The sequence below is a fragment of the Candidatus Methylospira mobilis genome, from assembly GCF_009498235.1.
GTDB lineage: Bacteria > Pseudomonadota > Gammaproteobacteria > Methylococcales > Methylococcaceae > Methylospira > Methylospira mobilis.
Map to the genome: position 1 here is coordinate 2,529,376 of NZ_CP044205.1, position 17,020 is coordinate 2,546,395.

Annotated in this window: 15 protein-coding genes; 3 read left to right on the forward strand and 12 right to left on the reverse strand. The window is 54.7% G+C overall.

Annotated features, from left to right (window positions below; translation table 11 throughout):
- Positions 1-117: 117 nt before the first annotated feature.
- Positions 118-5,559, forward strand: a complete 5,442-nt coding sequence (locus F6R98_RS11415; protein WP_153249130.1) for a tetratricopeptide repeat protein — start codon at positions 118-120, stop codon at positions 5,557-5,559.
- A gap of 332 nt (positions 5,560-5,891) precedes the next feature.
- On the opposite strand, the gene F6R98_RS22775 is transcribed toward F6R98_RS11415, so the two are convergent.
- The 10 genes from F6R98_RS22775 to F6R98_RS11465 all read right to left on the reverse strand — a co-directional run bounded on the left by F6R98_RS22775 (position 5,892) and on the right by F6R98_RS11465 (position 12,600).
- Positions 5,892-6,035 (reverse strand): IS3 family transposase, encoded by a 144-nt coding sequence (locus F6R98_RS22775; protein WP_194269902.1) that lies wholly within the window; start codon positions 6,033-6,035, stop codon positions 5,892-5,894.
- Positions 6,036-6,128: 93 nt separating this feature from the next.
- Positions 6,129-6,770 carry an IS3 family transposase gene (locus tag F6R98_RS11425; protein ID WP_153249131.1) on the reverse strand — a complete coding sequence of 214 codons (642 nt, stop codon included), beginning with the start codon at positions 6,768-6,770 and terminating at the stop codon, positions 6,129-6,131.
- Complete coding sequence (locus F6R98_RS22780; RefSeq protein WP_407079313.1) at positions 6,677-6,910, reverse strand: transposase; 234 nt, start codon at positions 6,908-6,910, stop codon at positions 6,677-6,679. Before F6R98_RS22780 ends, F6R98_RS11425 begins: the two co-directional genes overlap by 94 nt.
- 122 nt (positions 6,911-7,032) lie before the next feature.
- A complete protein-coding gene (locus tag F6R98_RS11435; protein ID WP_153249133.1) occupies positions 7,033-7,338 on the reverse strand; it encodes a DUF6156 family protein in 306 nt (101 codons plus the stop codon).
- Between the two features lie 44 nt (positions 7,339-7,382).
- Positions 7,383-8,438 carry a bile acid:sodium symporter family protein gene (locus F6R98_RS11440; RefSeq protein WP_153249134.1) on the reverse strand — a complete coding sequence of 352 codons (1,056 nt, stop codon included), beginning with the start codon at positions 8,436-8,438 and terminating at the stop codon, positions 7,383-7,385.
- 27 nt (positions 8,439-8,465) lie between these two features.
- Positions 8,466-8,720 (reverse strand): YfhL family 4Fe-4S dicluster ferredoxin, encoded by a 255-nt coding sequence (locus F6R98_RS11445; protein ID WP_153249135.1) that lies wholly within the window; start codon positions 8,718-8,720, stop codon positions 8,466-8,468.
- Positions 8,721-8,731: 11 nt separating this feature from the next.
- The gene (coaD, locus tag F6R98_RS11450) at positions 8,732-9,229 is read right to left on the reverse strand and encodes a pantetheine-phosphate adenylyltransferase (RefSeq protein ID WP_153249136.1); all 498 of its coding nucleotides are present in this window, start codon (positions 9,227-9,229) and stop codon (positions 8,732-8,734) included.
- Positions 9,230-9,277: 48 nt separating this feature from the next.
- A complete protein-coding gene (gene rsmD, locus F6R98_RS11455; RefSeq protein ID WP_153249137.1) occupies positions 9,278-9,907 on the reverse strand; it encodes a 16S rRNA (guanine(966)-N(2))-methyltransferase RsmD in 630 nt (209 codons plus the stop codon).
- On the reverse strand, positions 9,897-11,225 hold the full coding sequence (locus F6R98_RS11460; RefSeq protein ID WP_153249138.1) for a M16 family metallopeptidase: 1,329 nt from the start codon (positions 11,223-11,225) through the stop codon (positions 9,897-9,899). The genes rsmD and F6R98_RS11460 overlap by 11 nt, the downstream gene beginning before the upstream one ends.
- The gene (locus F6R98_RS11465; protein ID WP_153249139.1) at positions 11,215-12,600 is read right to left on the reverse strand and encodes a M16 family metallopeptidase; all 1,386 of its coding nucleotides are present in this window, start codon (positions 12,598-12,600) and stop codon (positions 11,215-11,217) included. Before F6R98_RS11465 ends, F6R98_RS11460 begins: the two co-directional genes overlap by 11 nt.
- Positions 12,601-12,717: 117 nt before the next feature.
- On the opposite strand from F6R98_RS11465, the gene cyoE reads away from it, so the two are divergent.
- A complete protein-coding gene (cyoE, locus tag F6R98_RS11470; RefSeq protein ID WP_153249140.1) occupies positions 12,718-13,629 on the forward strand; it encodes a heme o synthase in 912 nt (303 codons plus the stop codon).
- 30 nt (positions 13,630-13,659) lie between these two features.
- Here the strand turns inward: cyoE and F6R98_RS11475 are convergent, their stop codons facing one another.
- Positions 13,660-14,139, reverse strand: coding sequence for a hypothetical protein (locus F6R98_RS11475; protein ID WP_153249141.1), 480 nt, complete (start codon positions 14,137-14,139; stop codon positions 13,660-13,662).
- Positions 14,140-14,428: 289 nt separating this feature from the next.
- Entirely contained in the window at positions 14,429-15,685 is a 1,257-nt protein-coding gene (locus F6R98_RS11480) for an N-acetylmuramoyl-L-alanine amidase (protein ID WP_228124840.1), read from the reverse strand.
- A gap of 445 nt (positions 15,686-16,130) precedes the next feature.
- On the opposite strand from F6R98_RS11480, the gene queF reads away from it, so the two are divergent.
- Positions 16,131-16,961, forward strand: a complete 831-nt coding sequence (queF, locus tag F6R98_RS11485) for an NADPH-dependent 7-cyano-7-deazaguanine reductase QueF (RefSeq protein WP_153249142.1) — start codon at positions 16,131-16,133, stop codon at positions 16,959-16,961.
- Positions 16,962-17,020 lie beyond the last annotated feature (59 nt).

The window sequence follows — 17,020 nt, forward strand, 5'->3', positions numbered from 1 at the left end:
GTGCGGCGGCAGATTGAATAAAGTTTATTTCAAGTGTGCCGATTCCATATGAGCATAACTCAAAATCGCTTTCATTTATACAGACGTATATCAGCAGACTTTCTCCGGGAATGAGGGATGGCGACTAATTCCAGCTTTACGCGCCCGCCAAAGGCCGGGACACTCATAGGCCGCGAGCGCCCTATCGCCGCATTCGCGGAGGCGAAAAACCGGCTGACGCGCGAGCATCGCCATGTCATCGTTTTCCACGGCGCAGAAGGCATGGGTAAGAGCGCTCTGTGCGCGCATCTACGCCAGGCGCTGCTGGACAAGGAAAGTAAAACGGCCCGTTTTGCTCATATCGATTTCGCATCCACGCTCAACCGCATGGCTGATCGCGGATTGCTGCGGCTACGCGCGACATTAAGCCATAGCGGCACGATCAGATTTCCCTGCTTCGATATCGCCCTGGCCCTGTATTGGCATAAAATCTACCCGCATGAAGACATGCGCAGACTACTGAATGAAACCATTGAGGATAGCGAAAACACTTTTGAAGATACCAGCCATATTACCGACGCGCTGCCTGCCGGCCTGGCGCTAGGCTATCAATGGCTCTACATCCTGCGTTGCAGAACAGCGGAACCTTGGGTCAGCCGCGGCAATCAGGTCTTGCGCGACATAGAGCGGCTGACGCCTCAGCAGCTTTTTGAAAAACTCCCGTTTTACCTCAGCGAAGACATCAGGCAGTCTCTCGACGAAAACCCGGACAAAAAAACAGTTTTTTTTCTCGACACCTATGAGGCGCTGAAGGAATTATTGCCGGCAGAAAACGGCGACAGCGCTTATGAAGCCGATACCTGGATACGCCAACTGCTGGAAGCGACTCCGGGCGTATTATTCGCTTTCTTTTCCCGGCATGCGCTCAGCTGGAAACAAAAAGAATCGGACAACTGCCACAATTACCTGGGTAATCAACACCTGCTCGAACCGTTGACTGAAACTGACGCCGAAGCGCTGCTGGGCAGCAAATCCATTACGGACAAAAGTATACGCGACGCCATTTTCCAGGCAAGCGAAAACTACCCGCTGTATCTGGAACTGCAAACCGAACATTACCAGGGCTTGATCGCCAACGGTAAAACACCGCAACGCGAGGATTTCATTGGCGCCAAAGATACGCTCATCAAGCGCATACTCCCTTTGCGCAGGCGCGATGAGGGTGAAACACTCAAACTACTGTCCGTCGCGCGCGCATTCGATCAGGAGCTGTTTGGCGAGATTATTCGAGGATACGGTACCGGTCTTGCGCAATCCGTACTCGGCGATCTGATCAATACGCCGTTCATCCAGCGCTACCCGGATCAATATTACCGCATGCATCCGGCGATACGCGCGCAGTTGCTGGACGAACTGCCCCCGGATCGGCGGGATGCACTGCGCAACTATTTGTTCCAGCGTTTCGATACGCTGTGCCAGCCTCCCAGCACCAAAGAACTTAAACCCGAACACGAGGACGCCTTTGACGAAGCCTTTTATTACTGCGACACAGACCGTGGCGAAGGCTGGCGCGTACTGGACTGGCTGGAAGCACGCCTCGATATTTTCGAGAAGGCCTCACGCTACGATTTTGCAAAGCCTTACCGGCTTTGGGCGGTGATCTTTGCCGCGCAACATTCTGACGAAAAAAACAAATTACAACTGGCGTCCACGCTGAATAATCTGGCCATGCTCCACGACGTGCAAGGCGAGTACGAAGAGGCCGAGCCCCTGTTTAACCGCACGCTGGTCTTACTGGAAGAGGCGCAAGGGCCAGAACATCCCAATGTCGCCACCTGTCTTAACAATCTGGCCATGCTTCATGAGTCGAAAGGCCGATATAACACGGCCGAGCCGCTTTATCGGCGCGCCTTGGCCATTCAGGAAGCGTCGTTGGGCTCCGAACACCTGAACGTAGCCGGCACCCTGGATCACCTGGCCAGATTACATGAAGCCCAAAACCGCCCGGACGAAACGGAACCGCTCTATCGCCGCGCACTGGACATCAAGAAAAAAATGCTGGGAGAGGATCATCCCGGTGTCGCCGCCAATCTCAATCAATTGGCCAGACTCTACGATACGCAAGGCCAGTACGCCGCAGCTGAGCCGCTTTACCGCCATGCATTGGCCATCTGGGAAAAAACGCTGGGAACCGAACACCCATATGTAGCAACAAATTTGAATTATCTGGCGCGGCTGCACCACGCTCAAGGTGAATACGCCCTGGCGGAACCGCTCTATCGCCGCGCCTTGAACATATGGGAAAAAACATTAGGGCCGGATCACCCCAATGTCACCGGCTGCCTCAATCAATTGGCCAAACTCCATCACGACAGCCACCAGTACAGCGAAGCGGAGCCGCTTTACCGCCGCGCCTTGGCCGCGAAGGAAAAAAACCTGGGCGCCGAACACCCCGAAGTTGCCGAAACGCTGAATAATCTGGCCGAGATTTATCAGGCTCAAGGCCAATTCGAGCAAGCCACGCCGCTCTATCAACGCGCGCTGGCCATTCACGAAAAAAACCTGGGAGAGGAGCACCCGCATGTCGCAGCCAGCCTTTGCAACCTGGCCAAGGTTTATCATGCGCAAGGCCAATATGATCAAGCTATCCCTATTTATCGCCGCGCATTGGACATCAGGGAAAAAAAACTGGGCGCGGATCACCCCGACCTCGCCGTCAGCCTGAACAATCTCGCCAAACTGTATCATGCGCAAGCGAGATACGATGAGGCCGGGCCGCTTTATCAGCGCGCCCTGGCCATCAAGGAAAAAACCCTTGGAGCTGAGCACCCGGATCTCGCCAAAATTCTGGCTTCCCAGGCAAAACTTCATGAGGCGCAAGGTCGACATGAATTGGCTGCTCCGTTATTTCAACGCGCACGCGCAATAATAAAAAAAACGCGCGAACCGGGAAGCTCAAGCACGCAACACGTCCCGATACAACAGCCCGCCGCGGACGCTCCAAACGGACCTGCCGCAACAAACGCATCTCCGCCCTTTCCAGCCGAGGGGTTTTCCGGCAGAAAACCAGACGTCGCGCATACGATAAGAAATACGCAATCCGCGGTGGAACAGCGCCACGCCCCCCCCAGCCAGCATGATATAGCCATACAGTCTTACCAGACTGCCTCTACCGTCAGCACGCCGCATCAGGAACTGGCGTATGGCGATATAGATCGGGAGAAACCGCTCGGTAACTATAACCCGCGTGAATCGCGCATTGAAACCGCGATACCCGATCAACCGGCCCCGCCTGCGCAAACGCCTATACCCGGCCCGGTAATTTTAAATGCGGCTCAGGAGCCTGATGGCGGTCAGCAAACGGACGCTTCGAAAAAATCCAATAAAAAAACCGCATGGTTTTATAACCGGGCAATGAACTTTTTCAAGCAGATACCGGGGATAAACCGCCCGAACACTTCTATCGACCTGATCCCTTCGGAGCAAAGCCATGGCGAACCGGATCAGGACAGACGGAAAGCTGCGCCCCAGCCCGTCAGGAGCTTTCAAAAAGACAATCCGAGTCCGGACACTTTTTCCATTGATTCAACGGATCAAAGCCGCAATGAACCGGGTAGAAACGACCCGGAGGCGGTCCCGGAGCCTGTTCAAAACCTCCCCAAAAGCAATCCGAATCCGGAGCCTTCATCTATCGATTCAACGGATCAAGGCTACGGTGAACCGGGCCCGGACGATCAGGAGGCTGCGCAGGAGCCTGTCGATGAGCTTCTGAAATACAATCCGAATCCGGACGCTTTTCCCATCGATTCAGCGGATCAAAGCCACGGTGGACCGGCTCAGGACGATCAGGAGGCTGCGCAGGAGTCCACCCCTGATCTTCTGAAAAACAATCAGAGCCCAGAGCCTTTCGCTATCGATTCAACAGATCAAAGTCACGCTGAACCGGCTCGGGACGATAGGAAGGCTGAGCCGGAACCTGCCCGTGACCTACCGAATAACAATCCGAATCCTGAGCGGTTGGCTGTCGATACGACAGGCCAAAGCCACGAGGAACCCGGTCCGGACGATCAGGTGACGGCATTGAACCCTGTCCCGGATCTGTTGAGAAACAACCCGAATCCAGAGCCCTTGCCTATTGATTCAACTGCAAGCCTATCGGAAAAAATTGACAATGCCCCGGACTCGTATGATGCAACGGTATTGATTTACAACCGAGAAATAACCGTCAAGGAAAAAACACTGGGGCCGGAACATCCCGAAGTTGCGGAACTGCTGCAGCAACTGGCAAGAATCCATGATGCGCAAGGGAATCGCGACGACGCTGCCCCCTTGTATAATCGCTCGCTGGAAATCAAGGAAAAAACATTGGGAGCGGACCACCCCGATGTAGCGGAAGTACTGCAGCAACTGGCCCGGCTTCACGACGCGCAAGGCCAGCATGACTTGTCCGCGCCGCTGCACCAGCGAGCCCTGGTCATCAAGGAAAAAAGCCTGGGAACGGATCACCCCGACATCATCGAAAACCTGGATAGTCTGGCCATGCTGCGCAGCAAACAAGGGGATAGCACGGAAGCGGTGCAACTGTATCGCCGCGCCTTGGCAATCAAGGAGCGCACCTTGGGACAGGAACACCCCGATGTCGCACAAAGCCTGATCAATCTGGCCATGCTACACGATGCCCAGGGGCAATACAAAGAGGCTTTACCGCTTTATTTCCGCGCATTGGCCATAGAAGAGAAAACTCTGGGGCCGGAACATCCTGGCGTCGCCAAGTGCCTGCATAACCTGGCAAGACTGCACTATGCCCAAGGCGAATACGACGAGGCTACCGCGCTCTACCGACGCGCACTGGACATAGAAGAGAAAACCCTGGGACCGAACCATCCCGATGTAGCCCTGAGCTTGAATAATCTGGCCATGCTGCGCCATGACAAAAAACAACTGGATGAAGCGGAACACCTCTATCGCCGAGCCCTGGACATTTTCGAAAATGCGCTGGGCGCGGAACACCCGGGGGTTGCAACCAGTTTGAACAATCTGGCAAGACTCTATCAGGATAAAAAGCAGTATGAAGGCGCCCGCCAGCTCTACCGGCGCGCGTTGGCGATCTGGGAAAAATCCCTGGGGCCGGAACACCCCAACGTAGCGAAGAGTCTGAATAACCTGGCTTCGATCTATTACACTCAGGGTCAATACGACGAGGCCGAACCACTGTATATCCGCGCGCTGGCCATCAAGGAAAAAGCCCTTGGGCAACGGCATCCGGATGTAGCAACCGGCCTGAACAATCTGGCAAGATTATTCCACGACAAAAATCTGTACGACAAAGCGGAGCCGTATTATCGTCGCGGTCTGGAAATCTGGGAAAAAACATTAGGGCCGAATCATCCCAATGTCGCAAAAAGCTTGAATAATCTGGCAAGACTCTATCATGACAAAGGCCATTACGAACAAGCGAAGCCGCTTTATCTTCGCGCGCTGGCGATCTGGAAAAACACTTTGGGACCGGATCATCCCGATATCGTATCCATCAAGAACCTGATTCAAAGGTGCAGCTACGGCTACAAGCCGCAAGACTAAAGCCGAGCGGAATCAGGGCAATCGCGCTTAAATTGACTTGAAAACGCCGATAAGGCCGGCTGGAATAATGACTATTTGCTTCGGGTAAATAACCTGAAAACAGGTGACATCGTAGCCTTCGGTTCACATCTCAACGGTAACTTCGTTCTCGATACTCTTTTCGTTATTAAGGACAGGGTGAACGTCAATAGCGGCGGGCTTTGTTCACGCTTCACTCATGTGAATGACAGTGATCCTGCCCAGTTTCAGCAGACACATTGCCAAGCGACATTTTTAAGTTCAAAGGCCTCAGGGGACAAATAGCCCAGTTTCGAATGAAGCCGTTTCCTATTCTAATACGCTTCGATGTAATCGAAGACGTGTTGTTTGGCATCGTTCCTGGTCGGGAATCGCTCTGCGTGGATCGCCTCGACTTTAAAGCCGTGATTCCAACTTTCCATGGCGGCATTATCGTAGCAATCACCTTTCTTGCTCATGCTGCAAATCAGTTGGCGTTTGGCCAGCAAAGCCTGATAGGCATTTGAACAATACTGACTACCTCGATCCGAATGGACGATAACCCCTTTCGGTCAATGCCGCCGCCACAACGCCATCGTCAGCGCATCACAGACCCGTGTAGCGGTCATACGTTCAGCGATGGCCCAGCCCAGAACTTTACGCGAAAATAATTCAAGCACAACCGCCAAATAAAGCCAGCCTTCGCCAGTCCAGATACAGGTTATATCCGACACCCATTTTTGATTTTTCACCGGCGCTTCAAAATCCTGTTCCAACCGGTTGGGCGCTACCGGCAAGTTATGATTGCTGTGGGTCGTGGCCTTGTATTTCCGTGCTGCTTTCGCACGCCAGCCCCGGGATTTCATGATGCCGGCCACCGTATTACGACTGGTGCGATACCCTTCATCATTAAGACGCTTAGCGATCCTGATCGAACCTGCTCGCCCTTTTTCAGCGTCGAAAACACGCTTAACCTCATTAGCCAGGTCTTTACGCGCTTGCTGACGCAGCAAAGGTGGGCGCTTTCTCCATTGATAATAGCCGCTACGAGAGACTGACAAAAGGCGGCACATCAAGGCGACGGCGAATTCAGCTTCAAGCGATTGAATCATGGCGTACTTTACCTCGGTTGTTTGGCGAAGTACGCCGCCGCTTTTTTTAGAAAAGATACCTCGTCTTCCAGACGGCCAACCTCCCGTTTCAGCCTGGCTAATTCGGCCTGCTGAAGCTTCTGATCTTCAAAAGGTTGGCCTGTTTGACGGCTTTTGGTTTGCCAGTTGTAGAGCATGGCTGCAGCAATACCGAGGTCCCTGGCTGTCTTAGGGACGCCATTTGCGCTTGAGTTTGGGGTGATTCGTTTCTTGCTCTGGAGTTTTCATGGGACTCCTCAGGTTGGGAGATTACTCTCTTAGCTGAGGGTCTGTGAAGTTTGGGCAAGATCACAATTATTGTCGGCGTTAGCCCTGGACATTCAGTTTAACCGCTGACTGCCTTGCCATGTTCATCAAACTCAAGCATAGTTACGTCGCCATCGATATCAATAACTTCGGCGCGCATCAAGACACCGTTTTCATGATAAACGTAGCGATGCTGAATCTCCAGCTCGCCGTAAACCAGCTTGTGCAGAGCGGTTAGACGCCCCTGCTCATCGAAGTAACCGCAGAAATAGGTATTCCGGTTTTCTATCTGCTGTTCATCCAGCTCGTTCACCAGGTTGAAAGGCAACTGCACTCCGGTGTAACTTAAAAAAAAGCGGCGCGTTCCGGATGGTTCTTCAGACATGCTGACTCCATAAGGGGTTACAGTGATAATGAATCGACATCGCTTTATTCAGTCTGCCGCGCAAATAGTTTGTGATCGACAACAGAAGCAATCAGGTGCTGAACAAGGTTATAGAAAATGATGGGCAACATCACTTGCGGATGATCGGCCAAAGCCACCGACGCCAAAACCAGCCCTGTGCCATTATTATTCATGCCAAGACCGAACATCAGCGAAACCCTGCTGTTGCGGTCGGCGTGAAAGAAATCCGCCAGCAGATAACCGGACGCGAACGCGGCAACGCATAGCGTGGTGACAACCAGCAGGATCAGCGCCAGGAAATCCACATCGGGTTGAGACAACGCCTGGGGCAAGGTCAATGAAGCATTCGAATAATTGAGCAGTATAAGCACAATATAATTGATGAGCTTCAATACCGGTTTCATCTCCGCAAATACAAGCTCTCCGATAAGCCGGCGCGCCAGAATACCGAGCAGCGAAGGCAGAATAACCCAGATGCCAAGAAAAGAAATCACGCCTCCCGACGCCAGCTCATGTAAATCCTCTGAGTAATCGCCAGAGGTCACAAAGCCGACCGTATGCAATACCAGCGGCGTCAGCAGCGGACTCAAAAAAGTGGTCAGTAAGACCAGACCAAGACTCAAGGCCAGGTTGCCATTGGCGTTTTGCGCCCACGCGGTGGAAGCGCCCGCTATCGGCATCGACGCAACCAGCGCCAGACCGACCAGTATCTGCTGCACTTCCTCTGAATTATGCCAGAGCTTCATCAGAAAACTGACGCCGACAATAAAAATCAACGGGGTCAGCAAATTGCCGCCTACCCCACCCAGCAGCAGATACGGTCTGCTGAACAGATGCGTCAATTCTTCCGTTTTGACGCCCAGCCCTGCATTGAACAGCAAAGTCGCGAGCATGATAAGCGGCAGGGAAAAAACCAGATCGCCGCCGAAGATATTAACGCCGCCCAGGTTGACATGACGTATCCATAATCCCAATCCCGGCAGTACGCTTGCAAGCAGATAAGAGGCGACAATTACCCAGATGAAATATTGATGGATGAAATGAACGATGGCGGCAATCAGATTTTTGCTGGGGCTCATGTACCGGACTCCTGGAAGATCGCCCAATCAGGAAGCTGCCTGATTTAAACGCGTATATTTCTGTTTCAGTTCATCTTCCGTTTCAGCATGATCGGGGTCTAGCTCTATACAATCGACCGGACACACTTCTATGCATTGCGGTTTGTCAAAATGCCCCACGCACTCGGTGCACAGCGCCGGATTGATTACATAAATGTCTTCGCCCTGCGAAATCGCGCCATTCGGGCATTCCGGTTCGCATACATCACAATTGATACACTCGTCGTGTATGATCAAAGCCATAGTCGATACTCTCAATTCAATACAGTAAATTTTTCCGACAGCGCCAGACGCACGCCGTCGCTGACAAACTCGGAAACATCGCCTCCCAGCTTGGCTATTTCGCGAATTACGCTGGACGAAATAAACGCATATTTCTCCGCAGGCGTCAAAAACAGGGTTTCCAGATCCTGGCATAGATGGCGATTCATGCCCGCCATCTGGAACTCGAATTCGAAATCGGACACCGCCCGCAATCCGCGCAAAATTACAGTCGCCCCCTGTTTTCGCGCACAGTCGACCAACAGACCGTCAAAACTGATCACCTCGATACACGGCACATTGGCCAGCGCATTTTGGGCCAACGCCAGCCTTTCCTGGCTCGAAAACAAGGGGGTCTTGCTCTTGTTTTCGGCAACAGCCACGATCACGCGATCAAAAATACGACCGGCGCGCATGGCCAGATCCATATGACCGTTGGTAATCGGATCAAAGGTTCCCGGATAAATCGCACAGCTTGTTTTAACTGTCATTAAGGGCTCCCTTGTCGACTCTCTTAAATGATTCCGCCGCCCATGTCGTCATGCGGAGTGACGCCGAAACAGCGCATAGGCCACATCGCCGGACTGCTTCTGCCGCAACACTTCCCAGTTTTCCGGCAGATCGTTTAATTTCGCCTCCCGTTCCGATTCAATATAAATACGCGCCGTTGCGGCCAGCCGGCCCGCGGATTCCAATGCACGGCAAACCGGCGGCGCCAATGATAGCCGGAACGGCGGGTCCAAAAAAACAATATCAAAAACCGGGCTCGCCGTTTCCAGGTAAGCAAGTACCGGTTGTTGCATTATCTGCACGCGATCGGCAGCTTGCAATACCGCAATACTGCGCTGCAGTGCCTGACAAACGGCCGGCGCCTGTTCGACCATGACTACCCGCTGTGCGCCGCGTGAAGCCGCTTCGAAACCCAGCGCGCCGCTACCGGCAAACAAATCCAGGCAGCTTGATCCGCTCAGATCCTGACCCAGCCAATTAAACAGGGTTTCACGCACCCGGCCCGGCGTCGGACGCAGACCCGGCGCATCGGGAAACAGGAGTTTACGGCTACGCCAGACCCCGCCGATAATTCTCAGTTCGTTTTTTTCGGCAAAACCGTGCGCGCCGCGCTGCCCATTAACCGGCAGGGAAGCAACGACACCCTGTTCATTTTTCATGCGGCTTTTCCGTACCGGGACCCACCAGTACGGTTTGCAACGCATCCGGCTTGATTCTGGCTTTGAAGGCCTTTTTGATATCGGCAACCGTGACCGCTTCGACCTTCCCGATAAAGGTATCCAGATAATCGAGCGGCAAGCCGTAATAAGCAATCGCGGCGACTTGCTCTATCAGTTTCTGATTGCTGTCGATACGTAAAGGGAAGCCGCCGGTGATGTTTTTGCGTGAGTCCTGCAACTCCTGCTCGGACGGCCCTTTTTCGATAAATTCACGCACGGTTTGCATCATCACGCCCAACGCGGCATCGGTCTGATCATTCCGCGTCTGCAGGCTCATCAGAAACGGACCCTCGACCCGGAACGGATAGAGATAACTGGAAGCGCTGTATGCCAGACCGCGTTTCTCGCGTACTTCTTCGAATATACGCGATACCATGCCGCTGCCGCCGAGAATATGGTTGCCGACATAAAGGGGGAAGTAATCGGGGTCCCCTACCCTGAGCACGGGCAGACCCGACAACACATGCGTCTGCTGTGATGGAAACGGCTTTTTGACGATGTTTGCCGCTGCCGGAGCATTAACCGGCGGCAGCGGAGGCGCGGCTTCACCGGACGGCAACCCGCCAAGCAGATTTCCTGCAACGGTTTCCGCCTGCTGGCGGCTGACATCGCCAGCCAGTACGATGATCGCATTGCGCGCCGTGTAATAGCGTTGATAAAACGCAAGCAAATCGTCTCGCGTCAGTTTCTCTACCGTGTCGGGATTTCCCTCCTTCGGGTGCGCATAAGGATGATCGCCGTACAGCGCCGAAAAAAGCGCAAGCGCAGCCAGATCGGCAGGCGATTCGTCACGCTGCCGCAACGCAACCAGCAGATTATTCCTTTCCCGGTCAAAATCCTTTTGATTGAACAGCGGATGCGTCAACACCTCGCGTGCGGTATCCAGCGCGGTTGCCAGCAATTTTTCCTGGGTCAGGGTACGCAACGATACCCAGGCCGAGTCGCGCGTTACGCCGCTGCCCAAATGCGCGCCCACGCCTTCCAAACGCTGGGCTATGGCGTCCGCATCCCATGAACCGGCGCCGGTATCGAGCAACCCCGATGTCATCATCGCCTGTCCGTACCGGGCCTCGTCGCGCGCGCTGCCTGCATCGAATACCACGCGCACGTCCAGCATCGGCAAGCCTTCGGTCGGTACGAAATAGGCGCGCGCGCCGTTTTGCAAGACCCAGGTTTGAATTTTCGGCGTGGCCTCCACTACGGAAGCCCAGCACAGCATCAGAAAAATCAGACCTCGCATCATTGTCTTAACGTACATGCTGGCCTCCCAGCGGCGCGCTGTCTTCCGGCGCGGCGCTACCTTCGGGTATAGGCAAAGGTTCGAGGTAGCCTACGCTGAGCCGATCCGGGATCAGGTATTTTTTGGCAACCTGCCGGATCTGATCCGCAGTCACCGCGTTGACTTTATCGACATACTGATCTATCACCTGCCACCCCAAACCCACGGTTTCCGCCACACCCAACTGCATGGCCTGATAAAAAATCGAATCGCGCTCGAACACCTTGCCCGCCAGCACCTGGGCTTTCACCCGATCCAGCTCTTCCTGGGAGACAGGCGTTTCCTGCAATTGCCTGACTTCCTCCAGCAGCGCTTTTTCGAGCTCCGGCAGGGATTTTCCTTCCGCCGCCGTACCCTCCAGGCTAAACAGCGAAGGCAGCCGCGAATACGGATCATAACCGGCGCTTACCGACGACGCCAATTGCCGTCCGCGAACCAGATGCGTGGCAAGACGCGCGCTATTGCCGCCGTCCAGTATTCCGGCCAGCACTTCCATGGCGTAAGGCTCCCACGCTTCGCTGGCCCCCTTTAACACAGGCACCTTGTATCCCATCACCAGGAACGGCAGTTTGGCCGGCACCTTCACCGTGATACGGCGCTCGCCCAATTGCTCCACTTCGCCCTGCGGTTTCGCAGGCAACAGCTTCGACGGCTTCAGCGCGCCGAAATACTTCTTCGCCAGTGCAAACACCGCCCTGGGTTCGACATCGCCGACCACCACCAGCGTCGCGTTGTTCGGCGCATACCATTGTTTGTACCAGCCGCTCAGATCGTCCAGAGCCAGACCGCCAATATCGTCAGGCCAGCCGATCACCGGATTGTGATAAGGGCTGTTGAAATACGCCAGCGCGTCGAAATGTTCCGCCAGACGCGCGCGCGGCTGATCGTCGGTGCGCATGCGGCGCTCTTCGAGTACTACCTGGTGTTCCTTGGCGTACTCTTCCGGCAGCAAGCGCAGATTGCGCATGCGATCCGCCTCCAGTTCGAAACTGATGGCAAGACGCGATCGTTCCAGCGTTTGAAAATACGCGGTATAGTCCTGACCGGTAAAAGCATTTTCACTGCCGCCATTAACTGAGATAATGCGTGAAAACTCGCCGGGCGGATGTTTTTGCGTACCCTTGAACATCATGTGTTCCAGCATGTGCGATACGCCGGTGACGCCGCCGTACTCGTAGCTGGCTCCGACCTTGTACCAGACCTGGGACACCACGACCGGCGAACGGTGATCTTCCTGCACCACGATTTTGAGGCCGTTGCCCAGCACGGTCTCCGCAACGGGCGCTGCTACCGCCCCGGCATCGAAAGATAAGACCAGAGAGACAAACCAATATAAACTTCGAGGCTTGAACATAGATAAACCATATCCTCTAATAAAATATGCGACTATTCAGCGCCCAGTATGCCATGAAAAGCATCCAACCCAGAAGGGCTGAGTAGTTACACAGGATAACCCAAAACAGACAACACCATGACCTACCCTTTGTTAAGCAGGGCATCGAAAGCCCTGAGCTGGAAAACCTACCTCGGCCTGTGCAAGCTGAACGTGGTTGGACATATCGTTTTCACCGCGATCATCGGCATGTTTCTGGCGGTGCCCGGCATGCCGCCGATTGCCACGGTCATATGGGCCTCGATCGGCATCGGTCTGGCGGCGGCATCCGCGGCCGCGCTCAATCACTTTCTCGACCGCAAGGCCGACGCCGAAATGGCGCGAACGCAGAACCGCCCCTTGCCCAAGGGAGATATCAGCTCACGCGAAGCCGTTGTTTTTGCGTTGGTGCTCGGCGGCCTGGGCATGCTGGTCCTGATTACATTCGTCAACCTGCTCACTGCGGCACTCACTTTCCTGTCGTTGATCGGCTACGCGGTTGTTTACACGGTCTATCTCAAACATGCCACGCCGCAGAATATCGTCATCGGCGGCGCGGCGGGCGCGGCGCCGCCTGTATTGGGATGGTGCGCGATCACCGGGCAGGTGCATCCGTACGCGCTGCTGCTGTTTCTTTTGATCTACGTCTGGACGCCGCCGCACTTCTGGGCCTACGCCATCGCCAAGCGCGACGACTATGCCAAGGTCAACATCCCGATGCTGCCGGTCACGCACGGTATCGAGGTCACGCAATTGCATGTGCTGTTATACACGGTGCTGCTGCTGCTGGTCAGCCTGCTGCCCTACCTGACCGGGATGAGCGGAGAGATTTATCTGGCAGGCGCAATTATATTAGGAGGGGTATTCCTGTATTTCGCATGGAAACTCAAGCAGGAAGCCAGCCAGCGCAACGCGATGCGCACCTTCGGCTATTCGCTGGTGTATCTGGTCGGGATTTTCAGCTTTCTGCTGGTGGATCATTATGTGAAGCTGAACTCGTTGTGGGAGTGATAAGCGGTGAAGCGATGGGAAGTTTGTCTGTCATGCTGCTATTTTGCCGCCTCGGGATGGTTTCAGCAAACTTGGCGAACGGTTACAGCGTTTGTCCTTGTGGACATCAAGACGGCTTTCGGTGTCTTGCTGCGTCAGCAACAGCGCGCGCATCCGTTCGGTTAACGCATGCAGGATATCGGAGGCGCTTTCCAGCTCGCGTTTTTCCTGTTGCAGCGCGGCAATTTCCATCGCCAGCGGCTGCCAGTCGAGCTCGCGAAAGTCGCCGTACTCTCGGAAAGCCGGGACAGCGACACCATGCGCAGCTTGAGCGATTTTTGTTCGCCCTGCAATGCGCCGATGCGTACACCGAGTTCGCCCATACGGTTTTCGATCAGGCGCGCATGTTTTCCAGCGCCCTGATTTTTCGGCATTGGACCAGCCCAGCACGTAGCGGCTGCGGTCGTCGAGACGGTGGCGGTGGTCTTTTTCGTGGCGTTCGCCGGGTGCCTTGATTTGACCGTTGCGCATAACCGCGCGGGTTTCGCAGCGGAGGTGACGATACGGGAGGCGCGCTGTTATCCCATGCCTTCTTTGCCTCCCCAAGTACAAAGCACTGCCATGCCTGGAGATTCTGTCTATTCCTCAGTTTGAAGTGAAACAGGTCGTTTCCTGATCAGAAATTCAAATGACTGCATTAAGGAGTATCGATAATGACAATATGCTTGACAAAGCGATGCGTAACTGTTTTCGGGCGCAGGTTTTTGTATCGTTGAAATTCGGACCGCGATTAGCAGGCAGACGGCAAGCTCACCGAAGTTCAGGGCTGCAACGCCGCCAGCACCGCCGAAGATGAACTGCCGCCGCTATCGGCCGTCATGCCCTGACTCTCTTTATTGCGTCCGAAATAACTGCGTATGCCCTCGAATATCGAGCTTGCAATGCGGATCTGATAGCGTTCATCAATCAGATTTTTCTCGTCCGCGGGATTGGAGATAAATGCCGTTTCCACCAGTACCGACGGCATATCCGGCGATTTCAGTACCACAAAACCCGCTTTTTGTATGTCGTGATGGTGCAGTCCGTGCTTTTTTTCAAGCGCGCGCAGTATGCGCCGCGCCGCGCGGTCGCTGGATTTCATCGCAGCCGACTGGGAAAGATCGAGCAAAACCGAAGCCAGCAGCTTGTTTTTGTCGCGCAATTTGACGCCGCCGACCAGATCGGCGGCATTTTCACGGTCGGCCAGCCACTTTGCCGCCACGCTGCTCGCGCCGTGTTCCGACAGGGTAAATACCGAAGACCCCCTGACATCGTCATGAATATAAGCATCGGCATGCAGGGAAACGAACAAATCGGCATGGGCGTTGCGCGCGATTTCGGCACGATGCGCCAGGTCGATAAACGCATCGCCCTTGCGCACCATGACCGCCTTCATATTCGGCTCGGCGTTGATCAAAGTCGACAGTTTCTTTGCAATCGACAATACCACGTCCTTTTCGCGTATGCCGGCGCTGCCGATCGCGCCGGTGTCCTTGCCGCCATGCCCGGCGTCTATCGCCACCACCCACTGCGGCCTGGTTTTGCTGTCGTACTTGACGGTGTCGGCCATGGCGGGCGGCGTAGCCGATTTTGCGGATTTATTTTTGTTTTTATCGGCCGCTGCCGGGACAGCGGCAACGGCGGCGGACTCTTCCATGGGCCTCAAACGTACCCGGACTTGTTTACCCTGCCCGCTGCTAGATAAGCGGTAACGGTCGCCGCGCGCAGGCGCCAGAGCCAGTTTGAGTCCGAGCTTGTCGCTACCGTTATGCAGGCGTATGGCCTTCACCGGCGCAATCGCGCGCGGCGTCTGATAGGACTGCGCCAGTTGCGCATGCGGAATATCTATGCGCACCGCGTCGCCGTTGGAGGTCACGCCAACCTGCGCCGCAACCGGGATATCGAACTGCAGCGTTGCCGATACGACGCCGTTGGCGTTTACGTCCAGCGTCATTTTCTCCAGCCGAGGCGACGCGGCTGCGTTTGCAGCGGCGCACAATCCCGGCCAAAGCAGAAAAATGACAATCAGACGTAACATTCGACCCCAAAATATAGTCAGAAAGACGGAAAATACGACAAACGCCGACTCGGAATACTCCTATGATATATACTATCAAAAAAAACCGGGCCGGAAAACAGCAAATGTTCGTTATTTTATGATAGAGTACAAATTAGGTTCGGTAATTGTTCAGCCTAGCCGCCGGAGAGAAAGTGAGGTGAGTCAGGCGAGTGCTTTCAGGGAAGGACTTGCAGCGTGGCAATAACACTGACACGCTTCCGGGTGTCTCGACTGGCTTGCCTCACTTCCGACTACACCGGTCTCGCTAAAAACCCAAGCTGAATAGTTACATTAGTTCTTTGATTCCTCAATCAAACGCAGAGCGAACACGAATTAATCAAGCGCGCTTCCAGTGCCAGATATCAGCAGGATGCCGTCCGGCAAGCGTCCAATCTACAGCCATACTGTTTTTTTCAGTATAATTATGAACACGCTGCATAAATCTCCGCTGGGAAAACACAGCGCCTATTCCGACCAGTACGATCCCGGCCTGCTGTTCGCGGTTCCTCGCACACGGCAGCGCACCGGGATCGGTATCGGCCATGAAACGGCGCTGCCGTTTCATGGTTACGATATCTGGCATGCCTACGAACTGTCCTGGCTGAACCTGAACGGTTTGCCGCAAATCGCCATCGGACGCCTGGGCTTTCCAGCTTCATCTCCGAATATCGTGGAGTCCAAATCGCTCAAGCTGTACCTGAACTCGTTCAATCAAACGCGGCTGGAAAGCGCTGCCATCTTAAAACTTGCGCTGGAGCAGGACTTGCACGCGGCCAGCGGCACCGAAATCATCGTGGAAATCGTGCTGCCGGAGCATTTTTCGGAGTTGCGGCTGTCGGAACCACCCGGTTTGCTGCTGGATACGCTGACACCGTCAATAAGTCATTACCAGCCGCATCCTGAATTACTGACCCATACGGATACGCCGGCCAGGGAAGCGCTGGTCAGCCATCTGCTGAAATCGAATTGCCCGATTACCGGCCAGCCCGACTGGGCCAGCCTGCTTATCGACTATGGCGGTCCGCGCATTGATCACGAAGGTCTACTGGCCTATATTGTATCCTATCGCCAGCATGCCGGTTTTCATGAGCATTGCGTCGAGCGAATTTTCATGGACTTGATGCGGCGCTGCCGACCCGAATACCTGACCGTGGAAGCGCGCTATACCCGGCGCGGCGGCCTGGACATCAATCCGGTACGCAGTACCGAACCGTTTCCCTATGCGCGCGCCTCCGGCCGTCTGGCCCGGCAATAATGCCGGGAACCCCGGAAGCGCGGCAGGCAAGGCCGCAAACAAGGGAATGATTCACTTCG

Excerpts from the sequence above, each read along its gene's own strand:
- F6R98_RS11415 (WP_153249130.1), top strand. The coding sequence starts at position 118 with ATGGCGACTAATTCCAGCTTTACGCGCCCGCCAAAGGCCGGGACACTC.
- F6R98_RS22775 (WP_194269902.1), bottom strand. The coding sequence starts at position 6,035 with ATGAGCAAGAAAGGTGATTGCTACGATAATGCCGCCATGGAAAGTTGG.
- F6R98_RS11435 (WP_153249133.1), bottom strand. The coding sequence starts at position 7,338 with ATGTCTGAAGAACCATCCGGAACGCGCCGCTTTTTTTTAAGTTACACC.
- F6R98_RS11440 (WP_153249134.1), bottom strand. The coding sequence starts at position 8,438 with ATGAGCCCCAGCAAAAATCTGATTGCCGCCATCGTTCATTTCATCCAT.
- F6R98_RS11445 (WP_153249135.1), bottom strand. The coding sequence starts at position 8,720 with ATGGCTTTGATCATACACGACGAGTGTATCAATTGTGATGTATGCGAA.
- coaD (WP_153249136.1), bottom strand. The coding sequence starts at position 9,229 with ATGACAGTTAAAACAAGCTGTGCGATTTATCCGGGAACCTTTGATCCG.
- rsmD (WP_153249137.1), bottom strand. The coding sequence starts at position 9,907 with ATGAAAAATGAACAGGGTGTCGTTGCTTCCCTGCCGGTTAATGGGCAG.
- F6R98_RS11460 (WP_153249138.1), bottom strand. The coding sequence starts at position 11,225 with ATGTACGTTAAGACAATGATGCGAGGTCTGATTTTTCTGATGCTGTGC.
- F6R98_RS11465 (WP_153249139.1), bottom strand. The coding sequence starts at position 12,600 with ATGTTCAAGCCTCGAAGTTTATATTGGTTTGTCTCTCTGGTCTTATCT.
- cyoE (WP_153249140.1), top strand. The coding sequence starts at position 12,718 with ATGACCTACCCTTTGTTAAGCAGGGCATCGAAAGCCCTGAGCTGGAAA.
- F6R98_RS11475 (WP_153249141.1), bottom strand. The coding sequence starts at position 14,139 with ATGCGCAACGGTCAAATCAAGGCACCCGGCGAACGCCACGAAAAAGAC.
- F6R98_RS11480 (WP_228124840.1), bottom strand. The coding sequence starts at position 15,685 with ATGTTACGTCTGATTGTCATTTTTCTGCTTTGGCCGGGATTGTGCGCC.
- queF (WP_153249142.1), top strand. The coding sequence starts at position 16,131 with ATGAACACGCTGCATAAATCTCCGCTGGGAAAACACAGCGCCTATTCC.